The 26,528-nt window shown below is 70.9% G+C and carries 16 protein-coding genes; 8 read left to right on the top strand and 8 right to left on the bottom strand.

Going from position 1 to position 26,528, the window contains the following annotated elements:
* Positions 1-185: 185 nt before the first annotated feature.
* Complete coding sequence (locus tag ABH920_RS42295) at positions 186-2,969, bottom strand: AAA family ATPase (protein ID WP_370354954.1); 2,784 nt, start codon at positions 2,967-2,969, stop codon at positions 186-188.
* A gap of 313 nt (positions 2,970-3,282) precedes the next feature.
* A complete protein-coding gene (locus tag ABH920_RS42290) occupies positions 3,283-5,517 on the bottom strand; it encodes a hypothetical protein (protein WP_370354953.1) in 2,235 nt (744 codons plus the stop codon).
* Positions 5,518-6,052: 535 nt separating this feature from the next.
* Between ABH920_RS42290 and ABH920_RS42285 the strand changes: the two genes are divergently transcribed.
* A complete protein-coding gene (locus tag ABH920_RS42285; protein WP_370354952.1) occupies positions 6,053-7,957 on the top strand; it encodes a putative Ig domain-containing protein in 1,905 nt (634 codons plus the stop codon).
* Between the two features lie 165 nt (positions 7,958-8,122).
* A complete protein-coding gene (locus tag ABH920_RS42280) occupies positions 8,123-9,568 on the top strand; it encodes an aldehyde dehydrogenase (RefSeq protein WP_370354951.1) in 1,446 nt (481 codons plus the stop codon).
* Between the two features lie 377 nt (positions 9,569-9,945).
* On the opposite strand, the gene ABH920_RS42275 is transcribed toward ABH920_RS42280, so the two are convergent.
* Complete coding sequence (locus ABH920_RS42275) at positions 9,946-10,485, bottom strand: TetR/AcrR family transcriptional regulator (protein ID WP_370354950.1); 540 nt, start codon at positions 10,483-10,485, stop codon at positions 9,946-9,948.
* A 219-nt stretch (positions 10,486-10,704) separates the two neighbouring features.
* Here ABH920_RS42275 and ABH920_RS42270 point away from each other — a divergent pair, with 219 nt between their 5' ends.
* The 5 genes from ABH920_RS42270 (at position 10,705) to ABH920_RS42250 (ending at position 19,638) form a co-directional block, all read left to right on the top strand.
* A complete protein-coding gene (locus ABH920_RS42270; RefSeq protein WP_370354949.1) occupies positions 10,705-12,303 on the top strand; it encodes an MDR family MFS transporter in 1,599 nt (532 codons plus the stop codon).
* 123 nt (positions 12,304-12,426) lie between these two features.
* Entirely contained in the window at positions 12,427-17,079 is a 4,653-nt protein-coding gene (locus ABH920_RS42265) for a DUF6531 domain-containing protein (RefSeq protein WP_370354948.1), read from the top strand.
* A gap of 14 nt (positions 17,080-17,093) precedes the next feature.
* The gene (locus ABH920_RS42260) at positions 17,094-17,789 is read left to right on the top strand and encodes a hypothetical protein (protein ID WP_370354947.1); all 696 of its coding nucleotides are present in this window, start codon (positions 17,094-17,096) and stop codon (positions 17,787-17,789) included.
* Positions 17,790-17,899: 110 nt separating this feature from the next.
* Positions 17,900-18,433: a SigE family RNA polymerase sigma factor gene (locus ABH920_RS42255; protein ID WP_370354946.1), complete on the top strand. Its 534-nt coding sequence runs from the start codon at positions 17,900-17,902 to the stop codon at positions 18,431-18,433.
* 5 nt (positions 18,434-18,438) lie between these two features.
* Positions 18,439-19,638, top strand: coding sequence for a hypothetical protein (locus tag ABH920_RS42250; RefSeq protein ID WP_370354945.1), 1,200 nt, complete (start codon positions 18,439-18,441; stop codon positions 19,636-19,638).
* Positions 19,639-19,747: 109 nt separating this feature from the next.
* Here ABH920_RS42250 and ABH920_RS42245 read toward each other — a convergent pair whose 3' ends face one another.
* The 3 genes from ABH920_RS42245 to ABH920_RS42235 all read right to left on the bottom strand — a co-directional run bounded on the left by ABH920_RS42245 (position 19,748) and on the right by ABH920_RS42235 (position 23,049).
* Complete coding sequence (locus ABH920_RS42245; protein WP_370354944.1) at positions 19,748-20,863, bottom strand: DUF2332 domain-containing protein; 1,116 nt, start codon at positions 20,861-20,863, stop codon at positions 19,748-19,750.
* A 64-nt stretch (positions 20,864-20,927) separates the two neighbouring features.
* On the bottom strand, positions 20,928-21,566 hold the full coding sequence (locus ABH920_RS42240) for a TetR/AcrR family transcriptional regulator (protein WP_370354943.1): 639 nt from the start codon (positions 21,564-21,566) through the stop codon (positions 20,928-20,930).
* A gap of 10 nt (positions 21,567-21,576) precedes the next feature.
* On the bottom strand, positions 21,577-23,049 hold the full coding sequence (locus ABH920_RS42235) for an APC family permease (protein WP_370354942.1): 1,473 nt from the start codon (positions 23,047-23,049) through the stop codon (positions 21,577-21,579).
* Positions 23,050-23,197: 148 nt separating this feature from the next.
* Here ABH920_RS42235 and speB point away from each other — a divergent pair, with 148 nt between their 5' ends.
* Positions 23,198-24,211: an agmatinase gene (gene speB, locus ABH920_RS42230; protein ID WP_370354941.1), complete on the top strand. Its 1,014-nt coding sequence runs from the start codon at positions 23,198-23,200 to the stop codon at positions 24,209-24,211.
* Positions 24,212-24,303: 92 nt separating this feature from the next.
* On the opposite strand, the gene ABH920_RS42225 is transcribed toward speB, so the two are convergent.
* Together ABH920_RS42225 and ABH920_RS42220 are read right to left on the bottom strand one after the other, a co-directional pair.
* Positions 24,304-25,020, bottom strand: a complete 717-nt coding sequence (locus ABH920_RS42225) for a DUF899 domain-containing protein (protein ID WP_370354940.1) — start codon at positions 25,018-25,020, stop codon at positions 24,304-24,306.
* A gap of 145 nt (positions 25,021-25,165) precedes the next feature.
* Positions 25,166-26,515, bottom strand: a complete 1,350-nt coding sequence (locus tag ABH920_RS42220) for a carboxylesterase/lipase family protein (RefSeq protein ID WP_370354939.1) — start codon at positions 26,513-26,515, stop codon at positions 25,166-25,168.
* Between the last annotated feature and the right edge of the window lie 13 nt (positions 26,516-26,528).

Below are 26,528 nucleotides of genomic sequence, written 5' to 3'. Positions count from 1 at the left end.
CGTGCCCCCCCACCCCCCCCACCCCCCAAGCCCCCCCCCCCCCCACACCCCCCCCCGCCCCCGCCCCAACGGCCACGCCCCGCGCCACCCCCCACTCCCCCCGCGGCGGCGCCGCCCCGCGGGGCGCCCACCCCCCCCCTCGGCGGGGCCGTGGGGGGCGCCACCCCCCCCCCCCACGTCCCGCCCTACCCTCCCAACCCCTTCTGCAGCAGCCCGGCCAACTCCCACCGCTGCCGCACACCCAGCTTGTCCAGTACCTGCTCCAAGTACTGGTCCACGATCTGCGGCGCGATCCCCAGCGCCTCCGAGATCTGGCCGTTCGTCGCGCCCTCCGCCGCGAGCCGCATGACGCGCCGCTCCTGGCGGGCCAGCTTCGTGCCCGACAGTTCGCCCGGCAGGACCAGCAGGTCCAGCTCGGTCTCGGCCTCCTCCAGCCACGGGTCGGCGCCCATCGCGGCGAACGCCGTGGCCGCCGCCGACAGTCGCCGGCCGGCCGCGCCGGATTCCGCGTTCTCGCGCAGGAAGCGGCCGTACGCCAGCTGGGTCCGCGCCTGTTCGAAGGCGTCGACCGAATCCGCGTGCGCGGCCAGCGCCCGGTCGAACCAGGGTCCTGCTTTTGTCGGTGGCAGTGCCTGCGCCTGGCACCGGTACACGACCGCCAGCGACGCCGCTAGCCCTCCGCCTTCCACCCGCGGCAGTTCCTCGGCCAGCTCGGCGCGGATCCGGTCGTCGGCGCCGAGGCGGATCAATGCTTCGATGTAGTCGCCGAACGTCGGCATGAACAGGCTGTGCTCGATCATCCCGCCGGCGTGCAGGCGCTCGCGGACGGCGGCCAGAACCGCCGCCGCCTCCTCGTACCGCCCCTGCGCCAGGTCGGCGGAGCCCACGGCGGTGTTCGCGATGTCCCGGTAGAAGCTCGCGCCGGTCGCCTCGGTCAGCTGCTCGGTCGTGGTCGCGAGGTCCAGGGCGCGGGTGAAGCTGCCGCGCACCGCGGCCAGGCGCGCCGCCAATGCCACGGCGAGCGGGGCGACCTGGCGCTGGCCGAGTTCCCCGCCGAGGCGCCGGGACTCCTCGGCCGCCTCGTGCGCGGCGGCGAGGTCGCCCTTGCGGATGGCCAGCAGGATCTGCGGGATCAGCAGCAGCGGCAGGTGCTCCTCGGCGCCGGCCTGGCGCAGCAGGCGCGCGGTGCGCGTCAGGTACTCCCCGGCCTGTCCGATCATCCCCAGCCAGACCAGCACCATTCCGGTGACGCCGACCGTCTCAAAGCTCTGACGCCACGGGTCCACCTCGCGGAACGCCGGGAAGTAGTCCGCCATGACGCGCGCCGCCTCGGGGGCGCAGCCGTTGCCGACCAGACCGAAAGCGCTGATCGTGCGGGCCGCGGCGGCGCCGGTGCCGACGCCCGAAGGAGTCAGCGCGACGCCTTTCGCGCTGAGCCGGATCGTGTCGTGCAGCCGCGTCGCGGTGATCGCGGTGGCCGCTGCCGCGCCGAGGTACGACGCGGCCAGGTCGGCCTCGTGCGCGCCCAGCGCGTCGGCGTCGGCCTCGAACAGCTCCAGCACCTCCTGCGCGCCGGCCCGGGCCAGCGTGATCTGGTGCAGGACCCGGTTGGCCGCGTTGGCCACCTCCGGCGAACGCGAGTAGCGCAACGCCTCGCGCGCCAGCACCTGCGCGGTCTCCACGTCCCCGGACACCTGCACGCACTCGGCGGCGCCGATCGACATCGCGGCCATGGTCTCGGGCTCGGCGCTGAGTTCCCGGGCCCGCAGGTACGCCCGGCGGGCGGCGGCCAGCGCGCCCCGGGAGCGCGCCGCGTCGGCGGCCTCGGCCAGCAGCGCCGCCGCGGTGGCCGCCGCCTCGTCGCCGGGCAGCGCCGCCGCGGCCGCGTGCCAGGCCCGCTGGTCGGCCAGGAACGTCCCGCAGACCCCGCCGCCGTTGTCCGCCAACCAGTCGGCGAAGGCCTGGTGCGCCCGGCGCCGCTCAGCGGCCGGGTAGTGCTGGTAGGCGACGGAGCGGAACACCGGGTGCCGCATCCGCCAGCGGTCCCCGTCCTCCCACAGCAGGTGCTCCATCCGCGCCATGTCGAGGTCGAACTCGGACATCCCGAGCCGCGCCATGGCCCCGGCGGTCTCGGCCAGCCCACCGGTGAAGCTGGTCGCCACCACCATCAGGGCCCTGGTACAGCGCTCGGGCAGCCGCCGCAGGCGGGTGGCGAAGGCGTGCTCCAGCCGCGGACCGGACGGCACGACCTGGTCGTCGTCCGGGTCCAGCCGGCCGCTCAGCGCGGCGTCGGCCAGCTCCAGCAGCGCCAGCGGGTTGCCCTGGGCGGCGCGGTGGATGTGCTCGGCCATCCGCGGCCCGACCCGGCGCGCGGCCTCCGCGCCGATCAGCGTCTCGGCCGCCTTGCGTACCAAAGGCGACAGCTCCACCGACGGCGCGTCCAGGCCGTCGAAGACGCTCGGCTCGCCGTTGCGCAGCGTGATCAGCACGGCGGTCGCGGCGTCCCCGAGCCGCCGCGCCGCGAACGCCAGCGCGTAGGCCGAGGCCTCGTCGGCCCAGTGCCCGTCGTCCAGGGCGATGAGCACCGGCTGGTGCGCGGCCACGTTCTGCAGCAGGACGGTCAGCGCCCGCCCGACGGCGAACGCGCTGCTGCCCTCGCCGCTGCCCACGGCCGCGCCGGTCGCGGTCTGAAGCGCCTCGCGCAGCAGCTCCGGCAGCTCGGCGATCTCGGCGTCCAGCGGCCGGCACAGATCGGCCAGCACGCTGTACCCGATCTCGGCGTCGGTCTCGTAGCCGCACGCCTGCAGCACGAGCATCCGCTCCGCGGCCCCCTCGACCGTCCGCGCCAACAGCACGCTCTTGCCGATGCCCGGATCGCCCCGCAGCAGCAGGATCTCGCCGCTGCCGGAGCACGCCCGGTCCAGCGCCTCCTCGACCCGCGCGGACTCCTGATCGCGTCCCAAAAGCACTGCCCGCGCCCTCCCGATCCCGCCCATGCGTATCCGAACACTTATACGACACAGTCTGACCGTATTGGTCGAACGGCCGTACCAGTCCTCAGGAAGTCCCCTTCTCTGGCCGAAACCAGTAGGTAGGTGCGTCCTCATCGGGCCCGGGATCACGCGGCAGGCGACTATGCGGCTGCGCTTGACCGACCGCCGCGCCGCGCGCAACCGCCGCCGTTGACCACCCGTCGAGTTCCGACACGAGCGGCCGTGTCCATCACCACCGGCGATGGACACGGCCGCCGTTCAGCCTGCCGGAGCAGGCATCGCCTAGGGCCTAGTTCAGGGCCCTGAGCGCCGGCGCCCCCACGTGCTGGGGCACGGCGTAGACCGGTCCGGTGGTCGCCCGGATCGGGCCGCCGCGCATCGCGAGGCCGCCGCCGACGGTGTACATGCCCTCATCGAAGGCCTGGCCGTTGGTGGGGTTCTTGCCGACCGCGAACAGGGCGACGCCCTTGCCGTTCACGACCGAGCAGGAGATGTAGTCGCCGACCATGTAGCCCTGGCTGGTGTTGGCGATCTGCGCCATGGTCATCGGACCGGCCACGGTCTGCGCGGCGCTCCAGGTGCTGCCGCCGTCGGCGGAGGAGATGTAGCCCACTGACATCTGGCAGGTCGCGGTGGTGCAGTTGGCGTTGGAGTAGGCGTAGTAGTACAGGCCGAGCTTCGCGGTGCTGCCGGAGGTCGCGTGGTCGACGCCCAGGCCCGGGATGAAGTGGTCGGTGCCGGAGGTGACCGCGTCGATCGGGATCCGGGTGACGGCCGACCAGCTCGTACCGTTGGTCGAGGTCGACATCACCATGTCGTTGCCCGGGCAGCCGGAGCGGAACCGGCAGTCCTGCCAGACCACGTAGACCTTGCCCGAGGAGTCGATCTCGGCCGAGGGCAGCCCGGAGCCGTCCCGCAGGCTGCCGTTCGCGGTGTGCACCGACACCGAGCTGATGGTGTTGACGCTGCCCCAGCTGCCTCCGCCGTTGGTGGAGGTGAAGGCCTCGATGGCGGATCCGTTGGTGGAGAAGGGCACGATCACGGTGCCGTTCGGCTGCACCAGCGGCTGACCGCCGAGCCCGGACGGGCCGCCTGCGGGGTTCTGCGCGGCGCCCCAGGTCTGGCCGCCGTCGGTGGAGGTGGACATCAGCTCGGCGTTGCCCTGCGAGGTGTTGTCGGCCTCGATGTAGCAGTTGCCGTAGTAAGGGCTGGTGGACGTGTCGTCGCAGACGATCCACTGCTTGTCGTAGCCCTGGCCGTCGAAGCCGACCGCGTTGACCGGGTTGGTCCAGGTGGTGCCGCCGTTCGTGGACCGGTTCACCAGGACGCCCGCGGCGTTGCCGGAGGAGTCGATCGGCAGGCCGGCGACCATCCAGGTGTTGTGCTTGACGTCGTAGGCGACCGAGGCGTCGGAGACCTGCGCGTAGCTGCCGCCCTGGTTGACCGTGATGCCGGGCAGGAAGCCGTTGCTCCAGGTGCTGCCGCCGTCGGTGGAGGTGGCCCAGCCCAGGTTCGACGAGCCGCCGCCGAAGACCCGGCCGACCTGGTACGCCGCGACGACCGTGCTGCCGTAGGCGAACGTGTCAGGCTCGACTTCGGTGGCGTGCTGGGCATCCGTGTCGGTGTACGGGTCGGTGGAGACCTTCTGCAGCGACGGCCCGGAACCGTTCACCGTCAAGGTGAACGTGGTCGTGTGGGTGGCCGAGGCGCCGGTCCCGGTGACGGTGATCGGGTACGTGCCAGGCGGAGTGCTGGAGGCGGTGGCGACCGTCATCGTCGAGGACCCGCCGGCGGTGACCGGGTTGGTCGAGAACGTCGCCGACGCGCCGGACGGCAGGCCCGACGCGGACAGCGTCACGCTCTGCGCGCTGCCGGAGGTGACGGCCGTGGAGATCGTCGAGGTCGCCGACGCGCCGGGGTTCACGGCGGCCGAGGCCGGGCTGTCGCTGATCGAGAAGTCGTTGCTCGGAACGCCGCCGGACAGCGCGACGTCGTCGTACAGCGTGTACGTCGGGTCGCCCGGGTAGTTGTCGTCCTTGCTGGTCAGCGCGAGCGTGTAGTTGTGGTTCGCGGTCAGCGTCTTCGTGACCTGCTTCCACCCGGAGGTCGGGTTCACGCAGGTCTTCGGCAGCACCGTGGTCGTGGTGTTGGACGTGGTGTCCTTCAGCGTCGCGGTGGCCCAGTCGTAGGTGACGGTGTCCGGGCACGTCACGTCGTACCAGAACGACAGCGACGGACTCGTCGCCGGCGCGGTGAACGACTGCACGATCGAGGAGGTGTTGCTCGGGCTGGTCGAGCCGAGCATCGCAGCGTACGTACCGGAGTGCGGGTTCGTGGTGGTGACCGAGGTGACGCCGGTGGCGGTCCAGCCGGACAGGTTCCCGGTCTCGAAGCCGCCGTTGGTGATCGAGGTGGCGGCCGAGGCGGGGGTGCCGACGGCCGCGGTGCCGAGGAACATCAGCCCGACCGTCGAAACGACGGCGAGCAGTCTGCTGCGCAGCGGGCGCGGGGGACGATGGCGCACAGTGACTCCCTGCTGGAGCCGGGCGGATTCCCGCCCGGTGGGGGATGACGTGCGGGGACGAGCGTGATCGGCGGCGTCGGACCCCCACTGATTGCCGTAGTTGAGCACCCCTTTCGACATCGTTGGCGGCACGGGGCGGCGCGTCGGGCACAAGCGGAATCCCCGCGAATGGCGCGGGCACGGCGGATGCTAGATACGTCATCGCGGAGAGTCAAGGTTCTGCTACATCCAGCTTCGATCGGCGGCCGGAACCCGGCCAGATGCCGACATCTCCACGAAACACAGCTGCGGGCACCACGAAACGGTCACCATCGATACCCGTTGACGACACCGCCTGTCGGGCTTACCTTTCCCGGTCAGGTGGTGAAGCAATTCGTTACTTCCCACCCACAACACACCAAGCGCACCCCGCTTCCACCCGGCCCACACCTCGGTCCGCGACACCCTTGCGCCGCCGATGACGTGTGCCCTGATTTCGGCTCCACTGCGCCACCCATATCGCCAGTGCACCATCCGAGATCGAGGAGACACCGAAGTGTCCCAACCCTCCAAGAACGCCGTGCGCCGCAAGACGGCGCGCATCGCGTTCGCCATCACCGCGTGCGCGGCGCTCGGCGTCGCCGGGACCGCGGCCGCCATGGCCTCGCCGTCCACGCAGGCTCACGGCTCGGCCGTGGCCAACCCCTACTCGCCGCAGTACGGACATCCGTACCGGCACGGCGCCGTCCCCACCGTCCAGCAGAACCAGAAGATGAAGGCGTGGGCCACCCAGCACGCCTCGCCGCAGGCCGCGACCGGCCCGGAGACGCTGTCCTACGGCGGCGGCATCGACGGCATCGGCGTGCAGGACGGTGGCAAGAGCAAGGTCTACCTCGTCTTCTACGGCAGCCAGTGGGGAACCCAGAGCACTGACTCCAACGGCAACGCCAAGTTCACCGGCGACCCGGACGGCGGCGCCTCGGTCGCGCAGCAGATGTTCAAGGGCATCGGCACCAACAACGAGACCTGGTCCGCGGACCTGACCCAGTGGTGCGACGGTGCGGGCGTCGCCACCGGTGCGGTCGCCTGCCCGACCAACCTGCCGGCCTCGCAGTACATCAACTACCAGTCCGGCGGCGTGCTCGCCGGCGTGTGGGAAGACAACTCCGGCGCCTCCCCGAGCGCCGCGTCCGGCCACCAGCTCGGCCAGGAAGCGGTCAACGCGGCCGCGCACTTCGGCAACACCACCGCGGCGGCCAACCGCGACGCCTACTACGTGATCCTGTCCCCCACCGGCACCAACCCGGACAACTACCAGGGCCAGTACTGCGCCTGGCACGACTACAACGGTGACTCCACCCTCACCGGCGGCGCCGTGACCTCCCCGTACGGCGACATCGCCTTCTCCAACCAGCCGTACAACATGGACTCCGGCGCCGGCTGCGGCGTGGGCTTCGTCAACTCCCCCGGGACTCTCGACGGCTACACCATCACCATGGGCCACGAGTGGCACGAGATGATGTCCGACCAGAACCCGGCAGGCGGTTGGACGAACAACACCGGCTCCTCGTACAACGGCCAGGAGAACTCCGACGAGTGCGCATGGCTCTCCCCCGGCACCGCCGGCGGCGCGGGCAACGTCTCCTTCGGCTCCTTCGGCACGTACCCGGAGCAGGCGTCGTGGTCGAACGACACCAACGAATGCGACCTGTCGCACGCGATCATCAACCACGGCGGCGGCGGCACCGACACCATCACCGTGACCTCGATCCCGTCGCAGTCCTGGACCGTCGGCACCCCGGTCAGCCTGCAGGTCTCGGCCAGCTCCTCGGCCGGCAAGACCCTGACCTACTCGGCCACCGGCCTGCCCGCCGGCCTGTCGATCTCCGCCAGCGGCCTGATCTCCGGCACCCCGACCACCGCGGCCAGCGGCTCGGCGACGGTCACCGCCAGCGACTCCACTCCCGCCTCGGGCTCGACCAGCTTCTCCTGGACCGTCGGCACCTCCGGGGGCGGTGGCGGCAACGCCGTGGTCAACGGCGGCTTCGAGACCGGCAGCCTGTCCGGCTGGACGGCCAGCGGCGTCACCTCGGTGACCACCTCCGGCCCGCACTCGGGCACCTACGCGGCGATGGTCGGCTCGACCAACCCGAGCAACACCTCCAGCATCGCCCAGACCTTCACCGCGGGCTCGGGCAACAGCAAGCTGGCGTTCTGGTACGACGTGACCTGCCCCGACACCGTCACGTACGACTGGGCCACGGCCACGCTGAAGGACAACACCGCCGGCACCACCAAGACGGTGCTGGCCAAGACCTGCGTGAACCCGACCTCCGGCTGGAAGCAGGTCACCGCGACGGTCACCGCCGGGCACAGCTACACGCTCACGCTGACCAGCAAGGACGACAACTACCCGGGCGACCCCACGTACACCAAGTACGACGACGTGGCGACCTCCTGAGCGCTTGAGCTCCTGAGCTCCTGAGCTCCTGAGCTAGCCGTTCGACCCGGCCCGGCCCCGATTCGGGGCCGGGCCACTCGCATTATTCGCCGCTCCGATGCGCCTCTCTCGCCATGAAGTGCTACAGTGATGTGACAGTTGATTCAGCCCGAGAGAGGCAAGGCCATGGTCACCGTCCACGACAAGCTCTTCATCGGGGGTTCCTGGGTCGAGCCGAGCGACCCGGAACTGCTCGCCATCACCTCGCCGCACGACCGGTCCGTGATCGGCCGAGCGGCGCAGGCCCAGCCGGCGGACATCGACCGCGCGGTCGCTGCGGCCCGGGCGTCGTTCGAGGCGGGCGTGTGGCGCCTGACCCCGCCGGCCGAGCGGATCGAGGTTCTGCGCCGGTTCAACGCGCTGCGCGAGCAGAACGCCGACGCCATCGCGCGCCTGATCTCGCTGGAGAACGGCTCGGCCGGCTGGTTCACGCGCGCCGGGCAGCCGGGTCTGAGCCGGCAGGCGAACGCCTACCTCGCGGCGGCACAGAACTTCGGCTGGGAGGAGACGTTCCCTCCCTCCGACCCGACATCGGCGGTGCGCAGCGTGGTACGCCGCGAGGCGGTCGGCGTCGTGGCCGCGGTCATCCCGTGGAACTCGCCGTTCTCCTCGGCCACCTCGAAGATCATCCCCTCGCTGCTCGCCGGCAACTCCGTGATCCTGAAGGTGTCTCCGGAGAACTCGCTGAGCATGGCGTTTCTGGCGGAACTGCTGGAGAAGACCGGCCTGCCCGACGGCGTCATCAGCATCCTGCCGGCAGACCGCGAGACCAGCGAACACCTCGTCTCGCACCGGGACGTCGACAAGATCGCCTTCACCGGCTCGACGCGCGCCGGCCGCCGCATCGCCGCGATCGCCGGCGAGCAGCTCAAGCGGGTCAGCCTGGAGCTCGGCGGGAAGTCGGCCGCGATCATCCTGCCGGACGCCGACATCGCGCGGGCCGTCGCTGGGGTGAAGTTCGGCTCCCTGCTCAACAACGGCGAGTCGTGCATCGCGCAGACCCGGATCCTGGCCCCGCGCAGCCACTACGAGCAGGTGGTCGCCGCGCTCAAGGAGCTCGTGGAATCGCTGAAGGTCGGGGACCCGAACGACCCGGAGACCTTCATCGGCCCGATGATCCGGCCGGACCAGCAGGAGCGCGTCCGCGAGTACATCCGGCTCGGCATCGAGGAAGGCGCGCGCCTGGTGACCGGCGGCCCGCAGATCCCCGAGGGCCTGGAGGGCGGCAACTACGTCACCCCGACCGTGTTCGCCGACGTCGACAACTCCATGCGGATCGCGCAGGAGGAGATCTTCGGCCCGGTCCTGGTCGTCATCCCCTACGACGACGAGGACGACGCCGTCCGCATCGCCAACGACTCCGAGTACGGCCTGTCCGGCGGCGTCTGGTCCACCGACGAGCAGCACGCCCTGGCCGTGGCCCGCCGCGTCCGCACCGGGACCGTCACGATCAACGGCGCGTCCATCGGATTCGACGGCCCCTTCGGCGGCTTCAAGGCCAGCGGCGTCGGCCGGGAGTACGGCGCGGTCGGCCTCGGCGCCTACACGGAATACAAGACCGTCACGGTCTGAAACCGTTCGCAGGATGGCGGTGAAGCTCCTCGGGTGCGGCCACCGGCCTCGCGGCACTGACCCGGACGCCGAGTACCCGAGAAGCGTCGCAAAAGTAGGTCGAGGAAGTCCGCGGGGTCCTGGCGGTGGCGTGGGCCGTGGACTTCGCGCAGGCGTACAAGGCTCTCGGCGCGGCGGCGATCGTCCTGCTCGTCATCTACCCACTGATCGACGCGGTGTCCTCGGCGATCGACTACCGGTCGGTGCCGGACCGCGTCCCGCACCGCGCGGTGCTCGCCGGCTTCGGCGCCTGGGCCGTGCCGGCCTGCTGCGGTCTGAACCGAGGTACGCAGCACAAGTCGGGGTCCGCTCCTGGATGGAGCGGGCCCCGGCGTCTTCTATACCCCGACGCCGCGAAGCAGCGTGTCGACCACGACGTCCGCCGCCTGACCGCGGCTCAGCTCCGGCAGCCGCTGGACCACCAGTTTCATCAACGCGGGCAGCAGATCGCCGATCCAGCCGTCCGGAAACCCGGCGCGCAGCAGGCCCTCGTCCGTGGCGCGCTGCAAGAAGGTGTCGACCTCGGCGACGTAGGCATCGCGCCGCCGGCGCACGTCCTCGGTGCCGAGCATGAGCGCGAGGTCGACCGGCCAGGTCCGGTTGACCTCGATGATGTTCTCGACGTAGCGGTGCAACGCGACCGCCACCGGCGCCTCGCGCAGCCGGGCGTCCTCGATGGCCTGGCCGATGGCCTCCAGCCGAGCCTCGTAGACCGCTTCCAGAAGCTCCTCGCGCGAGGCGAAGCGCCGGTAGAGCGTGCGACGGTCCACCCCCGCCTCGGCGGCGATGCTCGCCATGCTCGCCCCCGGGTCTTCGGCGAGCATGCGGGCTCCGGTGGTCAGGACGGCTTCCAGATTGCGTGCTGCGTCGGCTCTCACGCCGTCGATTCTAGGTGCCGCTGTGGAGTCTGGCACACCTATCGACACTTGGGAGTGGCCTATCACTTCATAAGTGCTACAGTGATGTGACTGTAACCCATTCACAGAGAGGCGCGCCTGATGCCGAACACCCGCCCCCTCGCCACACCGCGACCTGTGCAGTCAGCGCGGTCAGCGCAAGCAGCGCCGTCAGCGCGATCCGGAGGCGTCGCGCTCGCGATGTCCGCCCTGGTCCTCGCGGTCCTGCTCGCGTCCCTGGACCAGACGATCGTCTCGACGGCCCTGCCCCGAATAGCCAGTGATCTCAACGGCTTCTCCGACATCGCCTGGGTCAGCGCCGCCTACCTGCTCGCCTCGACGGCCGTCACCCCGCTGTGGGGCAAGCTCGGCGACATGTTCGGCCGCAAGCGCCTCTACCTGGCGGCGACGGCCACCTTCCTCATCGCGTCGGCCGCCTGCGGCCTGGCCCAGAACCTGATCGAGCTGATCGGCGCCCGGGTCCTGCAGGGCGTGGGCGGCGGCGGCATGATCGTGCTGACCTTCGCCCTGGTCGGCGACATCGTCGCGCCCCACGAACGGGGCCGCTACCAGGGCATGTTCGGCTCGGTCTACGGCGTGGCCAGCATCGTCGGGCCGCTGCTCGGCGGCGTCTTCACCGACCACCTCTCCTGGCGCTGGGCCTTCCTGATCAACCTGCCCGTCGGCCTCGTGGCCCTGGCCATCGCGGCCCGCGCCCTCCCGGCCGCCACCCGCGGCGCCAAGGCCCGCATCGACTACCTGGGCTCGCTCATCCTGGCCGGCATCGCCACCGGCCTGGTGCTCGTCACATCCTTCGGCGAGCGCTGGGGCTGGGGCTCGCCGGCCATCGCCGGGCTGATCGCGGCGACCGTCGGCCTGGCCGCGCTACTGGTGCCGGTCGAGCGCCGGGTCACCGCCCCAGTACTGCCACCGGCCATGCTCGCCTCCCGAACCGTCGTCTTCTCCTCGCTGATCGCGTTCTTCGCCAACGCCGCGATGTTCTCCGTGCTGGTCTACCTGCCGACCTTCCTGCAAACCGTGCACGGGGTGTCGGCCACCCTCTCCGGCGTCTCGATGCTGCCGCTGGTCGCCGGCCTGGTCCTGAGCCAGTCGCTGGCCGGACGCTGGGCCACGCACGTGGAGCGGCTGCGGGCGATCCTGCTCGCGGGCCTGACGGCGAACCTGGCCGGCCTGCTCCTGCTGAGCACCATCGGCGCCGCCACCAGCACCCCGGTCCTGAGCGTCTACTTCCTGATCACCGGAGTCGGCATCGGCATGATCCCCATGGTCGTGCTGACCACCGTGCAGAACAGCGTCCCAGCCGCCGATCTGGGCGCGGCGAGCGCCGTCGTCACCTTCGCGCGCTCCATCGGCGCGGCCTTCGGCGTAGCCATCTTCGGCACCCTGCTCAACACCGGCTTCGCCGACCGCACCCGAAGCCTGCCGACCACCGGCGGCTTCGACGCCGCCCGCCCCGACAGCATCAGCCACCTGCCCGACGCCTTGCACGGCACCGCGCTGAACGCCTTCGCCCACGCGACAGCCACCGGCTACCTGTGGATCGCCCCGGCTCTGGCCGTCGGTATCGGGCTCGCCCTGTTCCTCAAGCCCGCGCGGAAGGCACCGGGCTTGGGAGACCAGGGTTCGACACCGGCTCGACAGGGTGCTGCCGAGGAACTCCACAAGCCGATCCCGGACTCGCGCCCGCTCGTCGAGGAGCACAGCGGGCACCTCGGGCACCTGGAGGAGCCGGAGGCGTTCGCGAACTCCGTCGCGGCGTTCGTCGGCACCTCCCACTAGGGTCTTTCAGAGCATTGGGCCCTTTCAGAGCATTGGCTCGCCGGATAAGATCCTCAGCCGAGAGAGCGTAGCAGGGTTTTGTCATAAAACGGGGCATTACGGCCGTTCATGGGGGAGTCAGAGGTGGCACGTCCAACGGGGTGGGACATTCTGGGGCTGGATGGGGATCCGACTCCGGGTGTGGTGGAGTCGGTGCAGGCGTTGGCGAAGCAGTTCGGGGACTTCGCGCACGACGTGGAGGCGGCGTACCGGAGTCTGAACAGCTTCGGTTCCGACGCGACTGCGATGCAGTGGGTGGGTCAGACCGCTGATGCCTTCAAGGACCAGTTCGGTCCGCTGCCGGGACGGCTGCAGAAGCTTTACACGTCCTACAGCGAAGCCTCCGACGCCTTGAACGCCTACGCACCGCTGCTACAGGCGGCGCAGTCCAAGGCTGACAGTGCCCTGCGTCAGGCCCAGGACGCCAACGCCGACCTGCAACGCGCCACCACCACAGCCAACACCGCCGCCGCCGACCTGAAGACCGCGCAGCAGAACCACGCCGCCAGCCCCAACCCGCAAGCCGTCACCGACGCCCAAACCGCGCACAACACCGCCCAGACCAACCTGACCAACGCCAAAGCCGCGATGGCCGCGTTGACCAAACAGGCCGACGACGCCTACAACGACCGCATCACCGCCGCCCGAACCTGCGCCGGCGCGCTGCACCACGCGCAATCCGACGGCATCCACAACAAGCACTGGTGGGAACACGTCGGCGAGGCCCTGGCCGACATCGGCGGCGAGATCGCCGACATCGCCAACGAGATCGCCCCCATCCTCGACATCCTCGCCCTGGCCACCTCCTGGATCCCCGGCGTCGACGTGATCACCGCGGCCCTGGCCGAGGCCGACAACATCATCGCGCTGGTCGGCACCGGCATGCAGATCGCCGGCGACGCCATGCAGGGCCACTGGGGCGACGCCCTCATGGGCGTGGGGATGCTGGGCCTGCAGTTCGTCGGCGGGAAGGCGGTCGAAAAGGTCGGCGGCAAGCTGATGGACAAGTACGGCGGCCAGCTGCTGGAGAAGATCGGCAGCCGCGGCAACAAGCTGGCCTGCGAGGGCGGCGACCCGGTCGACGTCGTCTCGGGGCGGATGCTGACCTCTGACACCGATCTGGTCCTGCCCGGCGTGCTGCCGCTGTTCCTGCGCCGTTCCTACTCCTCCGGCTACGAGGTCGGGCGCCTGTTCGGCCCCGGATGGTCGTCGACCCTTGACATACGGCTGTCCGTCAACGCCGCCGGCATCCACCTCACCGGCGACGACGCGCAGGTCCTGAACTACCCGGTTCCCGCTGCCGGACAGACCGTCGTGCCGGTCCACGGCGCGCGCTGGCCGCTGGAGTGGGATCGCGAGACCGACGAGATACGCGTCACCACGCCGGCCACCGGACTGGTCATGCACTTCCCGGTCGCGCACTTCGCCGGCGAGGACGGTCAGATCAGGGACCTGATGGCGCTGACCGACCGCAACGCCAACCGCGTCGACTTCCTGCGCGACGGCCAGGGGAATCCGACCGGTGTCGAGCACAGCGGCGGCTACCGCGTGGCCATCGACACCACCGCCACCGACGGCGGTCTGCGGGTCAGCCGGATACGCGTCCTCGACGGCTCCGACGGCTACGACAGCTCCGTCGGCGGCGTCACGGTCCGCACCTTCCAGTACGACGGGCCCGGCCGCCTGGCCGGCGTTGTGGACTCCACCGGCGAGCCGTTCCGCTACGAGCACGACGACGCCGACCGCATCACCGCGTGGACCGACCGGCTCGGCTACCGCTACGCCTACGAATACGGCGAGGACGGCCGGGTCGTGCGCGGTACCGGCGATGGCGGGTACCTGTCCGCGACGTTCGTCTACGACGACGACGCCCAGACGAACACGGTCACCGACTCCCTGGGCCACGCGTGCGTCTACCGGTACGACGAGTCCGGGAACGTCGTGGCGATCACCGACCCGCTCGGCCACACCCTGGTCACCGAATACGACGAGCGCGGCCTGCTGATCGGGGGGACGGACGCGATCGGCCGCACCACGCGGCGGGAGTACGACGAGTACGGCAACCCGGTGCGGGTCCTGCGGGCGGACGGGACCGAGATCACCGGCGAGTTCGCCGGTGCCGCGCAGCCGCTCCAGGTGACGCTGCCCGACGGCACCGCCTGGCACTACACCTACGACGAGCGCGGCAACACCGCCACGGTCACCGACCCGGCCGGCGCCGCCTCGACCTTCGTCTACGACGATCGGGGCGCCGTGGCGGCGTCGACGGACGCCCTGGGCCAGACCACGCGCGTCACCAACGACGGCGCCGGGCTGCCGGTCGAGGTCGTCGATCCGGCCGGCGCCGTGACCCGGATCCGGCGCGACGCCTTCGGCCGGATCGCCGAGCTGCACGGTCCGGATGGCGAGCTCGTCACCACCGAGTTCACCGTCGAGGGGCGGCCGCTGCGCCAGGCCACGTCCGACAACGGGACGGCGACCTGGACCTACGACCTCGAACAGCACGTGGTCGAGCACGTCACCGGCCTCGGCGCGGTGACCCGCACCGAATACGGACCCTTCGACAAGGTCCTCGCCCGAACGGACGCCGGGATCCGCCACACCTTCGCCTACGACACCGAGCTGAAGCTGGTGAGCGTCACCAACCCGGCCGGGCGGACCTGGGACTACGAGCACGACGCGGCCGGCAACCTGACCGGCGAGCGCGACTTCACCGGGCGCGTGCAGCGGTACGCGCACGACGCGGTCGGACAGCTCACGGCGCGGGTCAACGGCGCCGGCCAGGCCGTCCGCCTGGAGCGGAACCCCATGGGGCAGGTGGTCCGGCAGCGGGCGGACGAGGGCGAGACGCTCTTCGCCTACGACGTCGCCGGCCGGCTGCTGAATGCCGCGGGACCCGGTTCCACGGTCTCCTACAACTACGACGAGGCGGGGCGCCCGGTCACCGAGACCGTCGACGGCCGCAGCACGATCTTCGACTACGACGCGGCCGGGCGGCGGATCGGCCGGATCACGCCGTCCGGGGCGGTCTCGGAGTGGGACTTCGACCCGGAGGTGCGCCGGGCGACGCTCATGCTGTCGGGGCGGGCGCTGGCGTTCGACTTCGACGGCGCGGGCCGGGAGACGGTGCGGACCGTCGACGGCGGCGCGCGCCTGACGCAGGAGTTCGACGCTGTGGGGCGGCTGGCGGGGCAGCGGATCGTCGGTACGCTCGCGGGCGAAACCGCTGTTGCAGCCCCGTCCGTCATGTTCGAGCGCTCGTACTCGTACCGGGCGGACGGCGTGCCCACGGCCGTCGGCGACTCGCTGCGCGGCACCCGGCGTTACCAGCTCGATCCGACCGGACGCGTCACGACCGTCCAGGCTCCGGGCTGGAGCGAGACGTACAGCTACGACACGTCCGGGAACGTCGCGCAGTCGATCCGCCCCGGAGGCGCCGGCGCGGGCGCCTCCGACGACGACCCGGCGACTCCGGCCTTCGACGGCCCCCGAATCCGCCGCTCCGGCCGCACACACTACGACTACGACGCACAGGGCCGCACAGTCCGCGCCCTGCGCCAGACCCTGTCCGGCCAACGGCGCGAATGGCACTACACCTGGGACTCCGACGACCGGATGACCCAGGTAACGCTGCCGGACGGCACGGTATGGCAGTACACGTACGACCCCTCGGGCCGCCGCACCGGCAAGACCCGCCTGGCCGCCGACGGCACGCCGGCCGAGCGCGTGACGTTCTCCTGGGACGGCGACCGCCTGGTCGAGCAGGTCACCGAGCACCCGGACGGCCTGCGCACCGCCCTGGTGTGGGACTACGAACTCGGCGAGGGCTGGCGCCCGGTCGCCCAGCGCCGCCGCTCCTGGGCCGCCGACGCCCCGCAGGAGACGATCGACGAGGCGTTCCACACCATCGTCACCGACCTGGTCGGCACCCCGACGGAGCTGGTCGCCCCGGACGGCTCGATCGACTGGCACACCACGACCAGCCTGTACGGGACCCCGATCGCGACCTCGTCAGGCCACGACACCGACTGCCCGCTCCGCTTCCCCGGCCAGTTCTACGACACCGAGACCGGACTGCACTACAACGTCCAGCGCTACTACGACCCGGAGCGCGGCTCGTACCTGAGCCCGGACCCCCTCGGCCTGGCACCGGCGCCGAACGACCAGGCGTACGTGGCGAACCCGCTGATCGAGGCGGACCCGCTCGGGCTGCTGTGCATGACGGCGCTGCAGCAGATCAAGGATCGGACGGACGCGCTGCACGGCATGCTGGACGTCCCGTACGAACAGCGGGAGAACAGCATCGCGATCATCCGGGCCATGGACAAGAACGGCGACATCCACCACGTCGTGGGCTGGAGCGGAAGCGGCGACCTCGATCCCCGGATCGCGGCAGAGATCGGCAAGAACGGCAGCCTCACGAATGAGATCGCGGCCGACCCGTTCACCGGCGCCACCCAACTGGAGAACCACGCGGAGACCACAGCCCTGAACACGATCCGGGACCGGGGCTGGACACCGCTCGGTGGCGCGGCGAACCGTCCGGTTTGTCCGTGGTGCCAGAACTCGATCGTCCACACGCCGTTCGATGCTAAGGTCGGCACCGCTACCCTGGTCGGACCCGCCAAGCGGACCGCGTTCACGCCCCCGGTGGGCAAGATGATCCAGACCAACCAGAGGCTGCTCACCGGAAAATCCGGCGGCTGGCTCTATGGTCAGAGCATGTTCACCTGGTAGTGAAAGGACCAGCGATGACCGCCTCCGACAACGAGCCCGAGCTCGACCGGATCCGCGCCGAGCAGGCCGCCAGGCAGGCGCGGGCCGCCGCCGTCGTGAACGCCCGCCGCGAGGCCGGCATCGACGAGCGCATCCTCGGCTGCACGCCGTACCAGGCGGCGGTCGTCGTCGCACTCGCGGCCCGCCGTACCACGGCGGTCAGCGACCTGCCGAAGGCCGAGGAGGACTTCGAGGAATTCGGGAAGCTGATCCAAGCCGCGGAGCGCATGAACCTGGCGTACCTGGTCTCCGCACCCGCGAGCACCGTCACCGCCGAAGTCAGCGCACGGCTGGAAGAGATCATCGGGACCGACGACTTCCCCGTCGAAAACCCGGGCGGCTCCGAGGGCGCCTTCCAGAGCGCCGCCGTCTCCATTGCCTTCCTCCGCGACGTCTGGACGCTCAAGAATCTCTCCTATGCGCGATCGGCGCTCAATTACGCCTTCTACTCGTTCGCCAACAAACTCGACCGGCAGCTCCCGACGCCCCCGGCCGAGCCGCTGGACGAGGCGGAGACAGCCTGCCAGTCCGCCGACCTCGACGCCGTGACCGCCCTCGGCGAACCGATCACCGTGGAGCAGTACGACGAACTGGCTGCCGCCCCGGAATCGGTCGCCCTCGGCCACGCCTATCGCGCACGGGTCGCGGAGATCATCGCAGCCGGCCAGTAAGAACCACCCAACATTCCCCAGCCGCCAGCCAACCTTCCCACCCGCTCAAGGGCTCTGACTCCTGACGGTGTCCGGCAGAGGCCGGATATGAACGGCGAAGGGGCGCACGCGTGCGGGCGGAACAGGAAGAAGACTTCCGAAGGTTCGTGATCGACAGCCGGCATCGGCTGGTGCGCACGGCCTATGTCCTGACCGGCGACTACGCCCGGGCCGAGGACCTGGTGCAGACGGCGCTGGTGCGGACGTATCGCGCGTGGACCCGGATCGAGCGGCGGGACGTGCCGGAGCGCTATGCCCGGCAGATCGTGGTGCACCTGAACGCGTCGTGGTGGCGGCGGCTCTCGCACCGCTCCGAGCGGCCGACGGCGTTCGTGCCGGAGGTGGCGGTGGGCGACGGCACCGAGGCTGTCGACCGGCGCGACCAGGTGTGGCGCGCGGTGCTCACGCTGCCGCCGCGCATGCGGGCGATCATCGTTCTGCGCTTCCTGGAAGGCCTCAAGGAGACCGAGACCGCCGAGGTTCTCGGATGCTCCGTCGGAACCGTCAAGTCCCAGACGTCCAGAGCCCTGGCCAAGCTCCGGATCCAGCTCGGGACGGAGGCCGCGGCCGAACACGCCGCGGCCACGACATGGAGAGCCGGGTAGCCCCGATGACGGAGGACATCATGATCGACGAGCACGACAGAGCCCTGACGGAAGAGCTGGCCACCAGCCTGCACGCGACCGCCGCCACGACCCCGCGCACGGCCGACCCCTACGGCCCGCTCGGCACCGCGATCGCCCGCGACCGCAAGCGGCGGACCACCCTCGGCGCGTCGCTGGCGGTGGTGGCCGTCCTGGGCGCGGCGATCGGGATCAGCAGCGCGATGAGGCACGGCGGCACGGCCTCCGCCCAGACCCCGGGCTCCGGCTCCGGGGCGGCAGCGGCCGGAGCAGCAGGGGCAGCCGGCGCGGCAGGAGCGCCCGGAGCCGGAAACACGGATTCGCACCTCCCGCCATCGACAGCACCGTCGACGCCGACGAACGGCGCCGCACCGCACCCCGGCCCGCCCCCGGTCCTGTCGACGACCGGCCAGTCGAACCTGCTCGGCTGGCCCACCGACTACTCCCTCTTCCCCGGCTACACCACCTCGAAGTCGGAGGTGGCGCCAGCAGTCGACGCCATGATCCACGCCTACGCCCAGCCGGTCGACGCCGGCACCCGCACCGTCCTGACCGAACTCGTCGGCTCCTTCAAACTGTGCGGCTACCAGCTCAGCTCCTACACCTTCACCCTCCGCTGGGCCGGCGACCTCGCACACTCCGGCGGCCAAGGCGCGGCCGTCGTCGACATCACCCACGGCGGCGCCACGTACCGCATGGCCGGCGTCCACTCCTACAAGGGAGTCTGGCTCCAGCTGCCGACCGCGATCGACGCCGGCGAGACATCGCACGTCGAGGCCGTCCCCCTCCCCGAGCTCGACCAGCCGGCCCAGACCCTCTACGCGGCAGTCGTCGCCGCCCCCGGATCGCGGGTGACGATCACCGGAACGGAGAACCACGGCCCCGGCAAGGGCTCGACTCCCTTCCAGACGTCAACGGTCACCGTCGGCGCGTCCGGCCTCGCCGAGGTGAAGCTGACAAGCCTCGACGCCGCAGGCCTGCTGGCCAACCCGACGATCACCTCCGTGACGGTCATCCGCCCCGACGGGACCACAGGCTCGGCACCCCTGCTCGGCGGTACCAGCAGCGCACAGGAACAGTCCGCCCGCGAGCTGCTGCCCGCGAACACGGTCTGCCCGGGCCCGACGCAGCAGAACCCGCAGAACCTGCAGAACCCGCAGATCCCCGGAGCGCCGTCAAAGCCCTGACTCACCTGACGACCACCCGCTCTTCAGTCGGGTAGCCCCGGACGCGTTGGCGTCGGGGGCTACCCGACTGGCGCGCTGCCCCACGGCTTGGTCACCGAAATCACCACGCTCAGAGCATGGCCGGCGCCCACTCCAACCACGCACCGTGCGGCCCGGCCGTCCCCAGCGAGAAGCACCGCTCACGACCAGCCTGGTAAAGCACCGCCGCCACCGACTCCACCCGCGGCGCGGACGGATCCTCCGCCGGCCGCTCGACGAACAGCCCCAGCCCGACCGAATCAGCTTCCTTCAAAACCAGCACCAGGTCCTGGCGCGAACCCAAAGCCCTGACAAGCTCGACGAACGCCGCACGCCCCTCGGCGTCGAAATGCCCCAACGTGTTCGAGACGAAGACACAGGGCACCACCGGAGCCGCCACCTTGCCGACCGCCGCCGCCAGGATGTCGACAGCGTCGCCCTTGCGCAGCCGCGCCGGATACCTGACCGCCATGGCCAGGGCCGCGTCCAGCCGGGCCAGCCGATCTGCCTCCTCCGGCCAGACCTGCGCACGCAGCCAAGCCCGCGTCTCGGCGTCGGCCGGGTTCAGCGGATTCACATCGAGGCCGACCCGCGAGGAGATCCGCAGCTCCTTGGTGACGAACGGTCCCAGCGTCTTCGCAGTCGCGGCGCCACGGATCGGACAGCGCAGCACCGGTCCCAGAACGTCCTCACGACGATCGGAGCTCACCGGAGGTGGACACTCCAGCACCGAGCCGTCGGCGAATTCGTATTCGTACCCGTACCGATCCGGGTACAGCAGCAGCCCCGCACTGGTCCCGACCTCGATCAGCCCCAGCGGCCGACCCAGCCCGGCCTGGGCCCAGCCGAACGCCGGCCGCAACTGCGCGGCCCGCAGCGGCTCGTTGCTCTGGGTGTCACTGGCGACCAGCAGCGCCTCAATCCGATCGCGATTGCCCAGGACGAAGCTCTCGAACACACCCGCCAGCTCCCCGTCCGGCGCGCGGTCGCCGCCGAAGGACGCGTAGTACTCGGCCAGCGGATCGTCCGGATGGTCGGCGAGCACCCGCTGCACCACAGCGAAGAACAACGCGACATGCCGGTCGCCGGCCGCCTCGAACACTTCCCGCAGCCGCGCGTCACCGGCGACCTGGTCGGCCAACGCCGCGTAGAGCGGCGAGGTCCCGGCCGCGTCCGTCGCGAACCTGCGGAAACCGTCGATGCTCATGACGACACTGTAGATCGCGAAGCCTCGCGAATCGTCACGGCTACAGGGACGACTACAGGGACGACTACCGAGAGGCTTGCAGCAGCCGCGCCATCGTGGTGAGCATCAACTCGCGAGCCCTCGCCATCGACACCGCAGGATCCCCGAGTGCCGTCGGCAGCCCGATCCCGTCCAGCAGCGAGAGGATCACGATCGCGTCCGGCTCCGGATCCCCGGCCGCGAACGCCCCGCTGTCCATCCCGGCCCGGATCGCGTCCGCGATGAGCGTGCGCCACGCGTTGTAGTCGCGCAACACGTCCTGCCGCATCTCCTCGTCGCGCATCCCGTAGCGCCACGACTCGATCCACACGCGTCCGCTCTCCGGCGCCTCCGGCCGGCAGCCCTCCAGCACCGTCTCGATGATGCGCACCAGCCGGTCCCACGGGTCCGGGACCTGCGCCAGTTCCTCGTGCAGGCGCGCGGTCTCGGTCTCCGAGGCGTGTTTGAAGGCCGCGATCAGCAGGTCCTCGCGGGAGCCGAAGTAGTACTGCAACGTACTGACCGGCACGCCGCTGGCCGCCGAGACGTCCTGGAACCGGGTCCCCTCGGCACCGCGCTCGGCCAGCACCCGCACGGCCGCCTGGAGCACGTCGGTCTTGCGCCGTCCGGCTCGCCGACCACCCCGATGCGCAGGCGCGGGAGTGGACGTAGGCGGCGTGCTCATGGCCTGAAGTCTATAGACCTCGACGGAAATACCCCGGGTAACGCCCGCGCGCGACCAGCATCAGCAGCACCCCGATCACCAGCGCCCCGGCCCCGATCAGGAAGATCCCGCCGATCCCGGCGAAGTGCGTCGCGCTGCTGGAGGCCGGCAGGTAGGACCTGATCGACAGCACGAAGGCCCCGAGCAGAGCCAGGCCGCCGAGCAGCGGAAGCACACCCTTGGCGAGCAGGTCGCGACGGCTCCGCCGCAGGTCCTTGCGGAAGACCCAGACGCAGGCCAGGCCGGTCAGGCCGTAGTAGAAGGCGATCAGCAGCCCGGTCGCCGAGGCCGAGTCCGCCAGCACGTTGCTCGACGACAGGGCCAGCAGCACGAAGAACGCCGCTGAGACGACCCCCATCGTGACGGTCGCCACACCGGGGGTCAGGTACCGGGGGTGGACGCGCGCCAGCCGGGCCGGCAGGGCACCGTGCGCGGCCATCGACAGGACGGCGCGCGCCGTCGGCATGATCGTGGTCTGCGTCGAGGCCGCCGTCGACGACAGCACGCACAGGATCATCAGCTTGCCGAGCGTGCTGCCGAACACCGAGTCGGCCAGGGCGCCCAGGACGTCGCCGCTGTTCTTGGCCAGGAAGTCCGGGCCGGCGTAGGCGAGGGTGGCGACGGCGACCACGAAGAAGACCGCGACGAGCATGAGCGTCGAGATGACGGCCGAGCGGCCGGGAGTGCGTTCGGCGTCCTTGGTCTCCTCGTTGACGCTGACCGCCGCGTCCCAGCCCCAGTAGACGAACACGGCCAGCAGGAAGGCGTTCGAGACCGAGGTGAAGGAGCCGTGGAAGGGGTTGAGCCAGGCCGCGGAGGGGTGCGCGTGCCCGGTCATCGCGTGGCCGGTGCCGACCTTGACGAACGCCACCACGCACAGCGCGGCCAGGCCCAGGACCTCGATGACCAGGAGCACGAACTGCAGCCGCGCGGAGATCTCGATCCCGCGATAGCAGACATAGGTCAGCGCCGCGATGAAGACGACGCCGACGGAGACCACCGGCAGGGTCTGCGCGGCCAGACCGTCGGCGCCGAACAGCAGCAGCGCGTAGCGTCCGACGACCTGCGCCAGGCTGGCCATCACGATGATGTCGGCGGCGATGATGCCCCAGCCGCCCATCCAGCCCGCGCTGGGCCCGAACGCGCGCCGCACCCAGGCGAAGGTGGTGCCGCAGTCCGGGTCGATCTTGTTCAGCTCGCGGAAGGCGACCGCGATGAACAGCATCGGGACGAAGGCGACGACGAACATGCCCGGCGTGTGGGTGCCGCTGATCGCCACGATCAGGCCGAGGGTGGCGGCGATGCTGTAGGCCGGGGCGGTGGAGGACACCGCGATCACGATGCTGGACAGCAGGCCGAGGGCGTCGGCCCGCAGGCCCTTGTCGAGCGCGCCGGTGTGGGGTGCGGTCGGCTCGACGGTCTCGGGGTGGGGCGCTGTGGTCATCTGACGTTCTCCTGGACGACTCGACGGCGTGTGACTCCCGGCACATCCGGGCTGGTGCCCGGAACTGTAGCCACATACTGTATGGCCGTACAGGTTCTGCATACGGTAACTTTCCGCGACCTCAGCCCTTCGCACAGCAAGGAACACCATGGCCAGATACGGCGCGATGTTCGGTCCGGACATCACCTTCCTGGGAGTCGACCGCTGCGACCTGGACGACGCCCCGTCCCTGGCCGGCGCGGACGTGGTCATCGTCGGCGCGCCCTTCGACGGCGGCACGACGCACCGCCCCGGCACGCGCTTCGGCCCCCAGGCCATCCGCCAGGCCTGCTACCTCCCGCACGACGGCTCCCGCCCGAGCCTGGCGCTGCGCGTGGACGGCCTGCGCGACCTGCGGGTCCTGGACGCCGGCGACGTCGAGATGTACTCCGGCGACATCGAGACCTCGCTGGCGGCCATCGAGGCGGCGGTCCACACCATCGCCGCCTCCGGCGCGATCCCGGTGGTCCTCGGCGGCGACCACACCGTCGCCCTCTCCGACGCCACCGGCGTGGCCCGGCACCACGGCTTCGGGCGGGTCTCGATGATCCACTTCGACGCGCACGCGGACACCGGCGACATCGAGTTCGGCCACCTGCACGGCCACGGCCAGCCGATGCGCCGGCTGATCGAGTCCGGCGCGATCCGCGGCGACCGGTTCCTGCAGGTGGGCCTGCGCGGATACTGGCCGGAGCCGGAGACGCTGTCGTGGATGGCCGAGCAGCGCATGCGCTCGTACGAGATGACGGAGATCGTCACCCGCGGCCTGCCGGAATGCCTCACCGAGGCGTTCGCCATCGCCACCGACGACTGCGACGGCGTCTACCTGTCGATCGACATCGACGTCGCCGACCCCGGGCACGCCCCGGGCACCGGGACCCCCGAGCCGGGCGGCCTGTCCGGCCGCGACCTGCTCGATTCGGTCCGCCGGATCTGCTACGAACTGCCGGTCGTGGGCCTGGAGGTGGTCGAGGTGTCGCCGCCGTACGACCACGCCGACATCACCGCGGCGCTGGGCAACCGCGTGGTGTTGGAGGCGTTGTCGGCGATCGCGCGGCGGCGGGCCGACGCGGCCGGCGGGCCGCCGTGGGACCCGGCGCAGCCGCTGCTGGCCGGACGCTGAACGACGGCCTCAGGTTCCGACAACGGTGCCGCCGCCACGACCTCAGTGGTCGCGGCGGCGGCACCCAACAGTTCTCGGCTGCCTGAAAGCACTCAGTGGCAGTGACCCCCACCGCTCTCGTAGGTGTCGTGGTGCGGGAACTCGTTGATGTAGCGCTGCCGCCCCAGCGGCGTCAGGTCGAGGTAGGTGTAGGTGCCGACCAGCGTCTCGCAGCCCCGGGCGTACGCGGAGTAGGTGTGGAAGATCCGGTCGCCGTCCCGCAGGAAGACGCTGACACCGGGGTTGTCGCCGCTGAGGTTGTAGTCCAGGCCGTGCTCCCTGAGCTCGGCCTCGTTCCGGAAGTTGTACTGGATCGGAGCGACCTCCGGGTCGTTCGTCACGTGGAAGTCGAAGTTGAAGTCGGTGCCGTCGGAGGAGTACCACGGCGTGGTCCACCCCATGCGCTTCTGGAACCGGTCGATGTCCGGCCACGGCGCGCGCGACACCATGACCAGGTTCGTGTCGGTGGCGCCCAGATGAGCCGGGTGGCCCATGTTGTCGGCGACCATCGAGCAGCTCGTACACCCGGCGTCGCCCATCCACATGAAGTGGTAGACGATCAGCTGCCGCCGGCCGTCGAACAGCTCGGCCAACGTGGCCTCGCCGTCCCGGCCGACGAACGTGTAGGGCTTGGTGATCTCGACCATCGGCAGGGCGCGGCGGCGCTCGGCGATCCGGTCGAGCAGGGCGGTGGCCGCCTTCTCCTCCTGGAGCAGTGCGATCCGGGCTTCACGCCATTCCTCGCGCGACGCGACGGCGGGCAGTTCCACGGCGGTCCCTCCTCGGGGCTGGTGAGCGAATCAGGGCTCGTGAGTGAATCAGGGGGTGTACTCACTGGAAGTTAACGACGCTCACACTGGGTGGCAAGGAGCCGCCGACCGCCGGACACCCCGGGGACCGTGGAGGCCCGGTACATCAGCCCCCGAACAGCCTCACCACCGGCTCTTCCTCCTGGTACGCGACCCAGCCGGGGTCGCCGGAGCGAGCGAAGGCGATCCAGGCTCCGTGCATCGCCTCGGCAAGGCCTGCCGGTGCGGCGTCCGGGCCGAGCAGGCCGCTGTCGCCGTGCAGCCATGGCTCGTCGGCGAGGTCGAAGACGTACGGGAGCTCGGTCGTGTGCGTCGCGCCGAGTCGGCCGTCGAAGGCTGTCGAGCGCTGGGCAAATGAGTACACGTATGTCCGACCTCCCGAGATTCGGGAGTGCGCGGCTGCCAAACGCTTGGTGCCGTTGCCGAACAGCGCCTCACCGAGACGTGCCGAGCGTTGCTCACCTTCAGTGGAGGGCTCCAGCTTGCCCTGGGGCACGAGATACAGGTTGCCCTCCTCGGTGTTGCTGCCGATGAGCACGGAGACCTCGGCAGCCGGTCCGTCAGCCAACGCGTCAGCCGGCTGGGCCGGCAGGACCAGGCTGAACGGACTCAACCCGAGCAGCGGGTCGTCGGCTGTGGCCGTGCGCAGATCGAGCCCGGCCAGCTGCGGCAGGATGCTGAGAAAGCGCTCGTCCGGGATCTCGGCGAACTGCTCAGCCGTCGCCCCGACGCCGAGCGCCTTCGCCGCCGCCGCGGTCACGCGCTCGGCCTGCTCGGGGGTGAAGGCACCGGTGCCGCTGCCGCTCTGCACGATCGCGCGGCGGAACAGGCCCTTCGCCTCCGGTGTCGCGAGCAGCGCTCCGGTGATCGTCGCGCCCGCCGACTGCCCGAAGACGGTGACGTTGTCCGGGTCGCCGCCGAACGACGAGATGCTGTCGCGCACCCAACGCAGCGCGGCCAGCACATCGAGCAGGCCGCGGTTGGCCGGGGCTCCGGGCAGGTCGAGGAAGCCCGGAATGCCGACGCGGTAGTTCACCGTCACCAGGACGACTCCGTCGCGGGCGAAGGCCCTGCCGTCGTACAGCGCGGCGCGGGTGGAGCCGCTGACGAATCCGCCGCCGTGCACGAAGACCATGACCGGCCGCTTCTCGCCGTCTGCCGCCGGGGTGCGGACGTCGACGGTCAGGTACTCCTCGCCCGGCACCCAGCCCGGTCCGAAGTAGGGCGTCATGTCGAGCCGGCCGAAGGGACGCGCGGGCTGTGGTGCCGTCGGCGAGGGCTCCGTGGCGTCCCTGACTCCGGTCCAGCCGGGGTGTGGTTCCGGCGCGGCGAAGCGTCGAGCACCTTGCGGTGCCATCGCGTACGGGACGGCTCGGTAGAGGTCGCCGAATCGGTCGCGCAGCCCGCGCACGGCGCCGGCTGACGTCTCAACGATCGGGCTCAGGCCCTGGGGCATGGGGATATCTCCC

This window comes from Catenulispora sp. EB89, from assembly GCF_041261445.1.
In the GTDB taxonomy this organism is placed as follows: Bacteria; Actinomycetota; Actinomycetes; order Streptomycetales; family Catenulisporaceae; genus Catenulispora.
The sequence above is the reverse complement of the archived record's forward strand: the minus strand, read 5'-3'. Positions and strand labels throughout refer to the sequence as shown.

Excerpts from the sequence above, each read along its gene's own strand:
- ABH920_RS42240 (WP_370354943.1), bottom strand. The coding sequence starts at position 21,566 with ATGAGCACGCCGCCTACGTCCACTCCCGCGCCTGCGCATCGGGGTGGT.
- ABH920_RS42245 (WP_370354944.1), bottom strand. The coding sequence starts at position 20,863 with ATGAGCATCGACGGTTTCCGCAGGTTCGCGACGGACGCGGCCGGGACC.
- ABH920_RS42235 (WP_370354942.1), bottom strand. The coding sequence starts at position 23,049 with ATGACCACAGCGCCCCACCCCGAGACCGTCGAGCCGACCGCACCCCAC.
- speB (WP_370354941.1), top strand. The coding sequence starts at position 23,198 with ATGGCCAGATACGGCGCGATGTTCGGTCCGGACATCACCTTCCTGGGA.
- ABH920_RS42250 (WP_370354945.1), top strand. The coding sequence starts at position 18,439 with ATGACGGAGGACATCATGATCGACGAGCACGACAGAGCCCTGACGGAA.
- ABH920_RS42220 (WP_370354939.1), bottom strand. The coding sequence starts at position 26,515 with ATGCCCCAGGGCCTGAGCCCGATCGTTGAGACGTCAGCCGGCGCCGTG.
- ABH920_RS42280 (WP_370354951.1), top strand. The coding sequence starts at position 8,123 with ATGGTCACCGTCCACGACAAGCTCTTCATCGGGGGTTCCTGGGTCGAG.
- ABH920_RS42270 (WP_370354949.1), top strand. The coding sequence starts at position 10,705 with ATGTCCGCCCTGGTCCTCGCGGTCCTGCTCGCGTCCCTGGACCAGACG.
- ABH920_RS42260 (WP_370354947.1), top strand. The coding sequence starts at position 17,094 with ATGACCGCCTCCGACAACGAGCCCGAGCTCGACCGGATCCGCGCCGAG.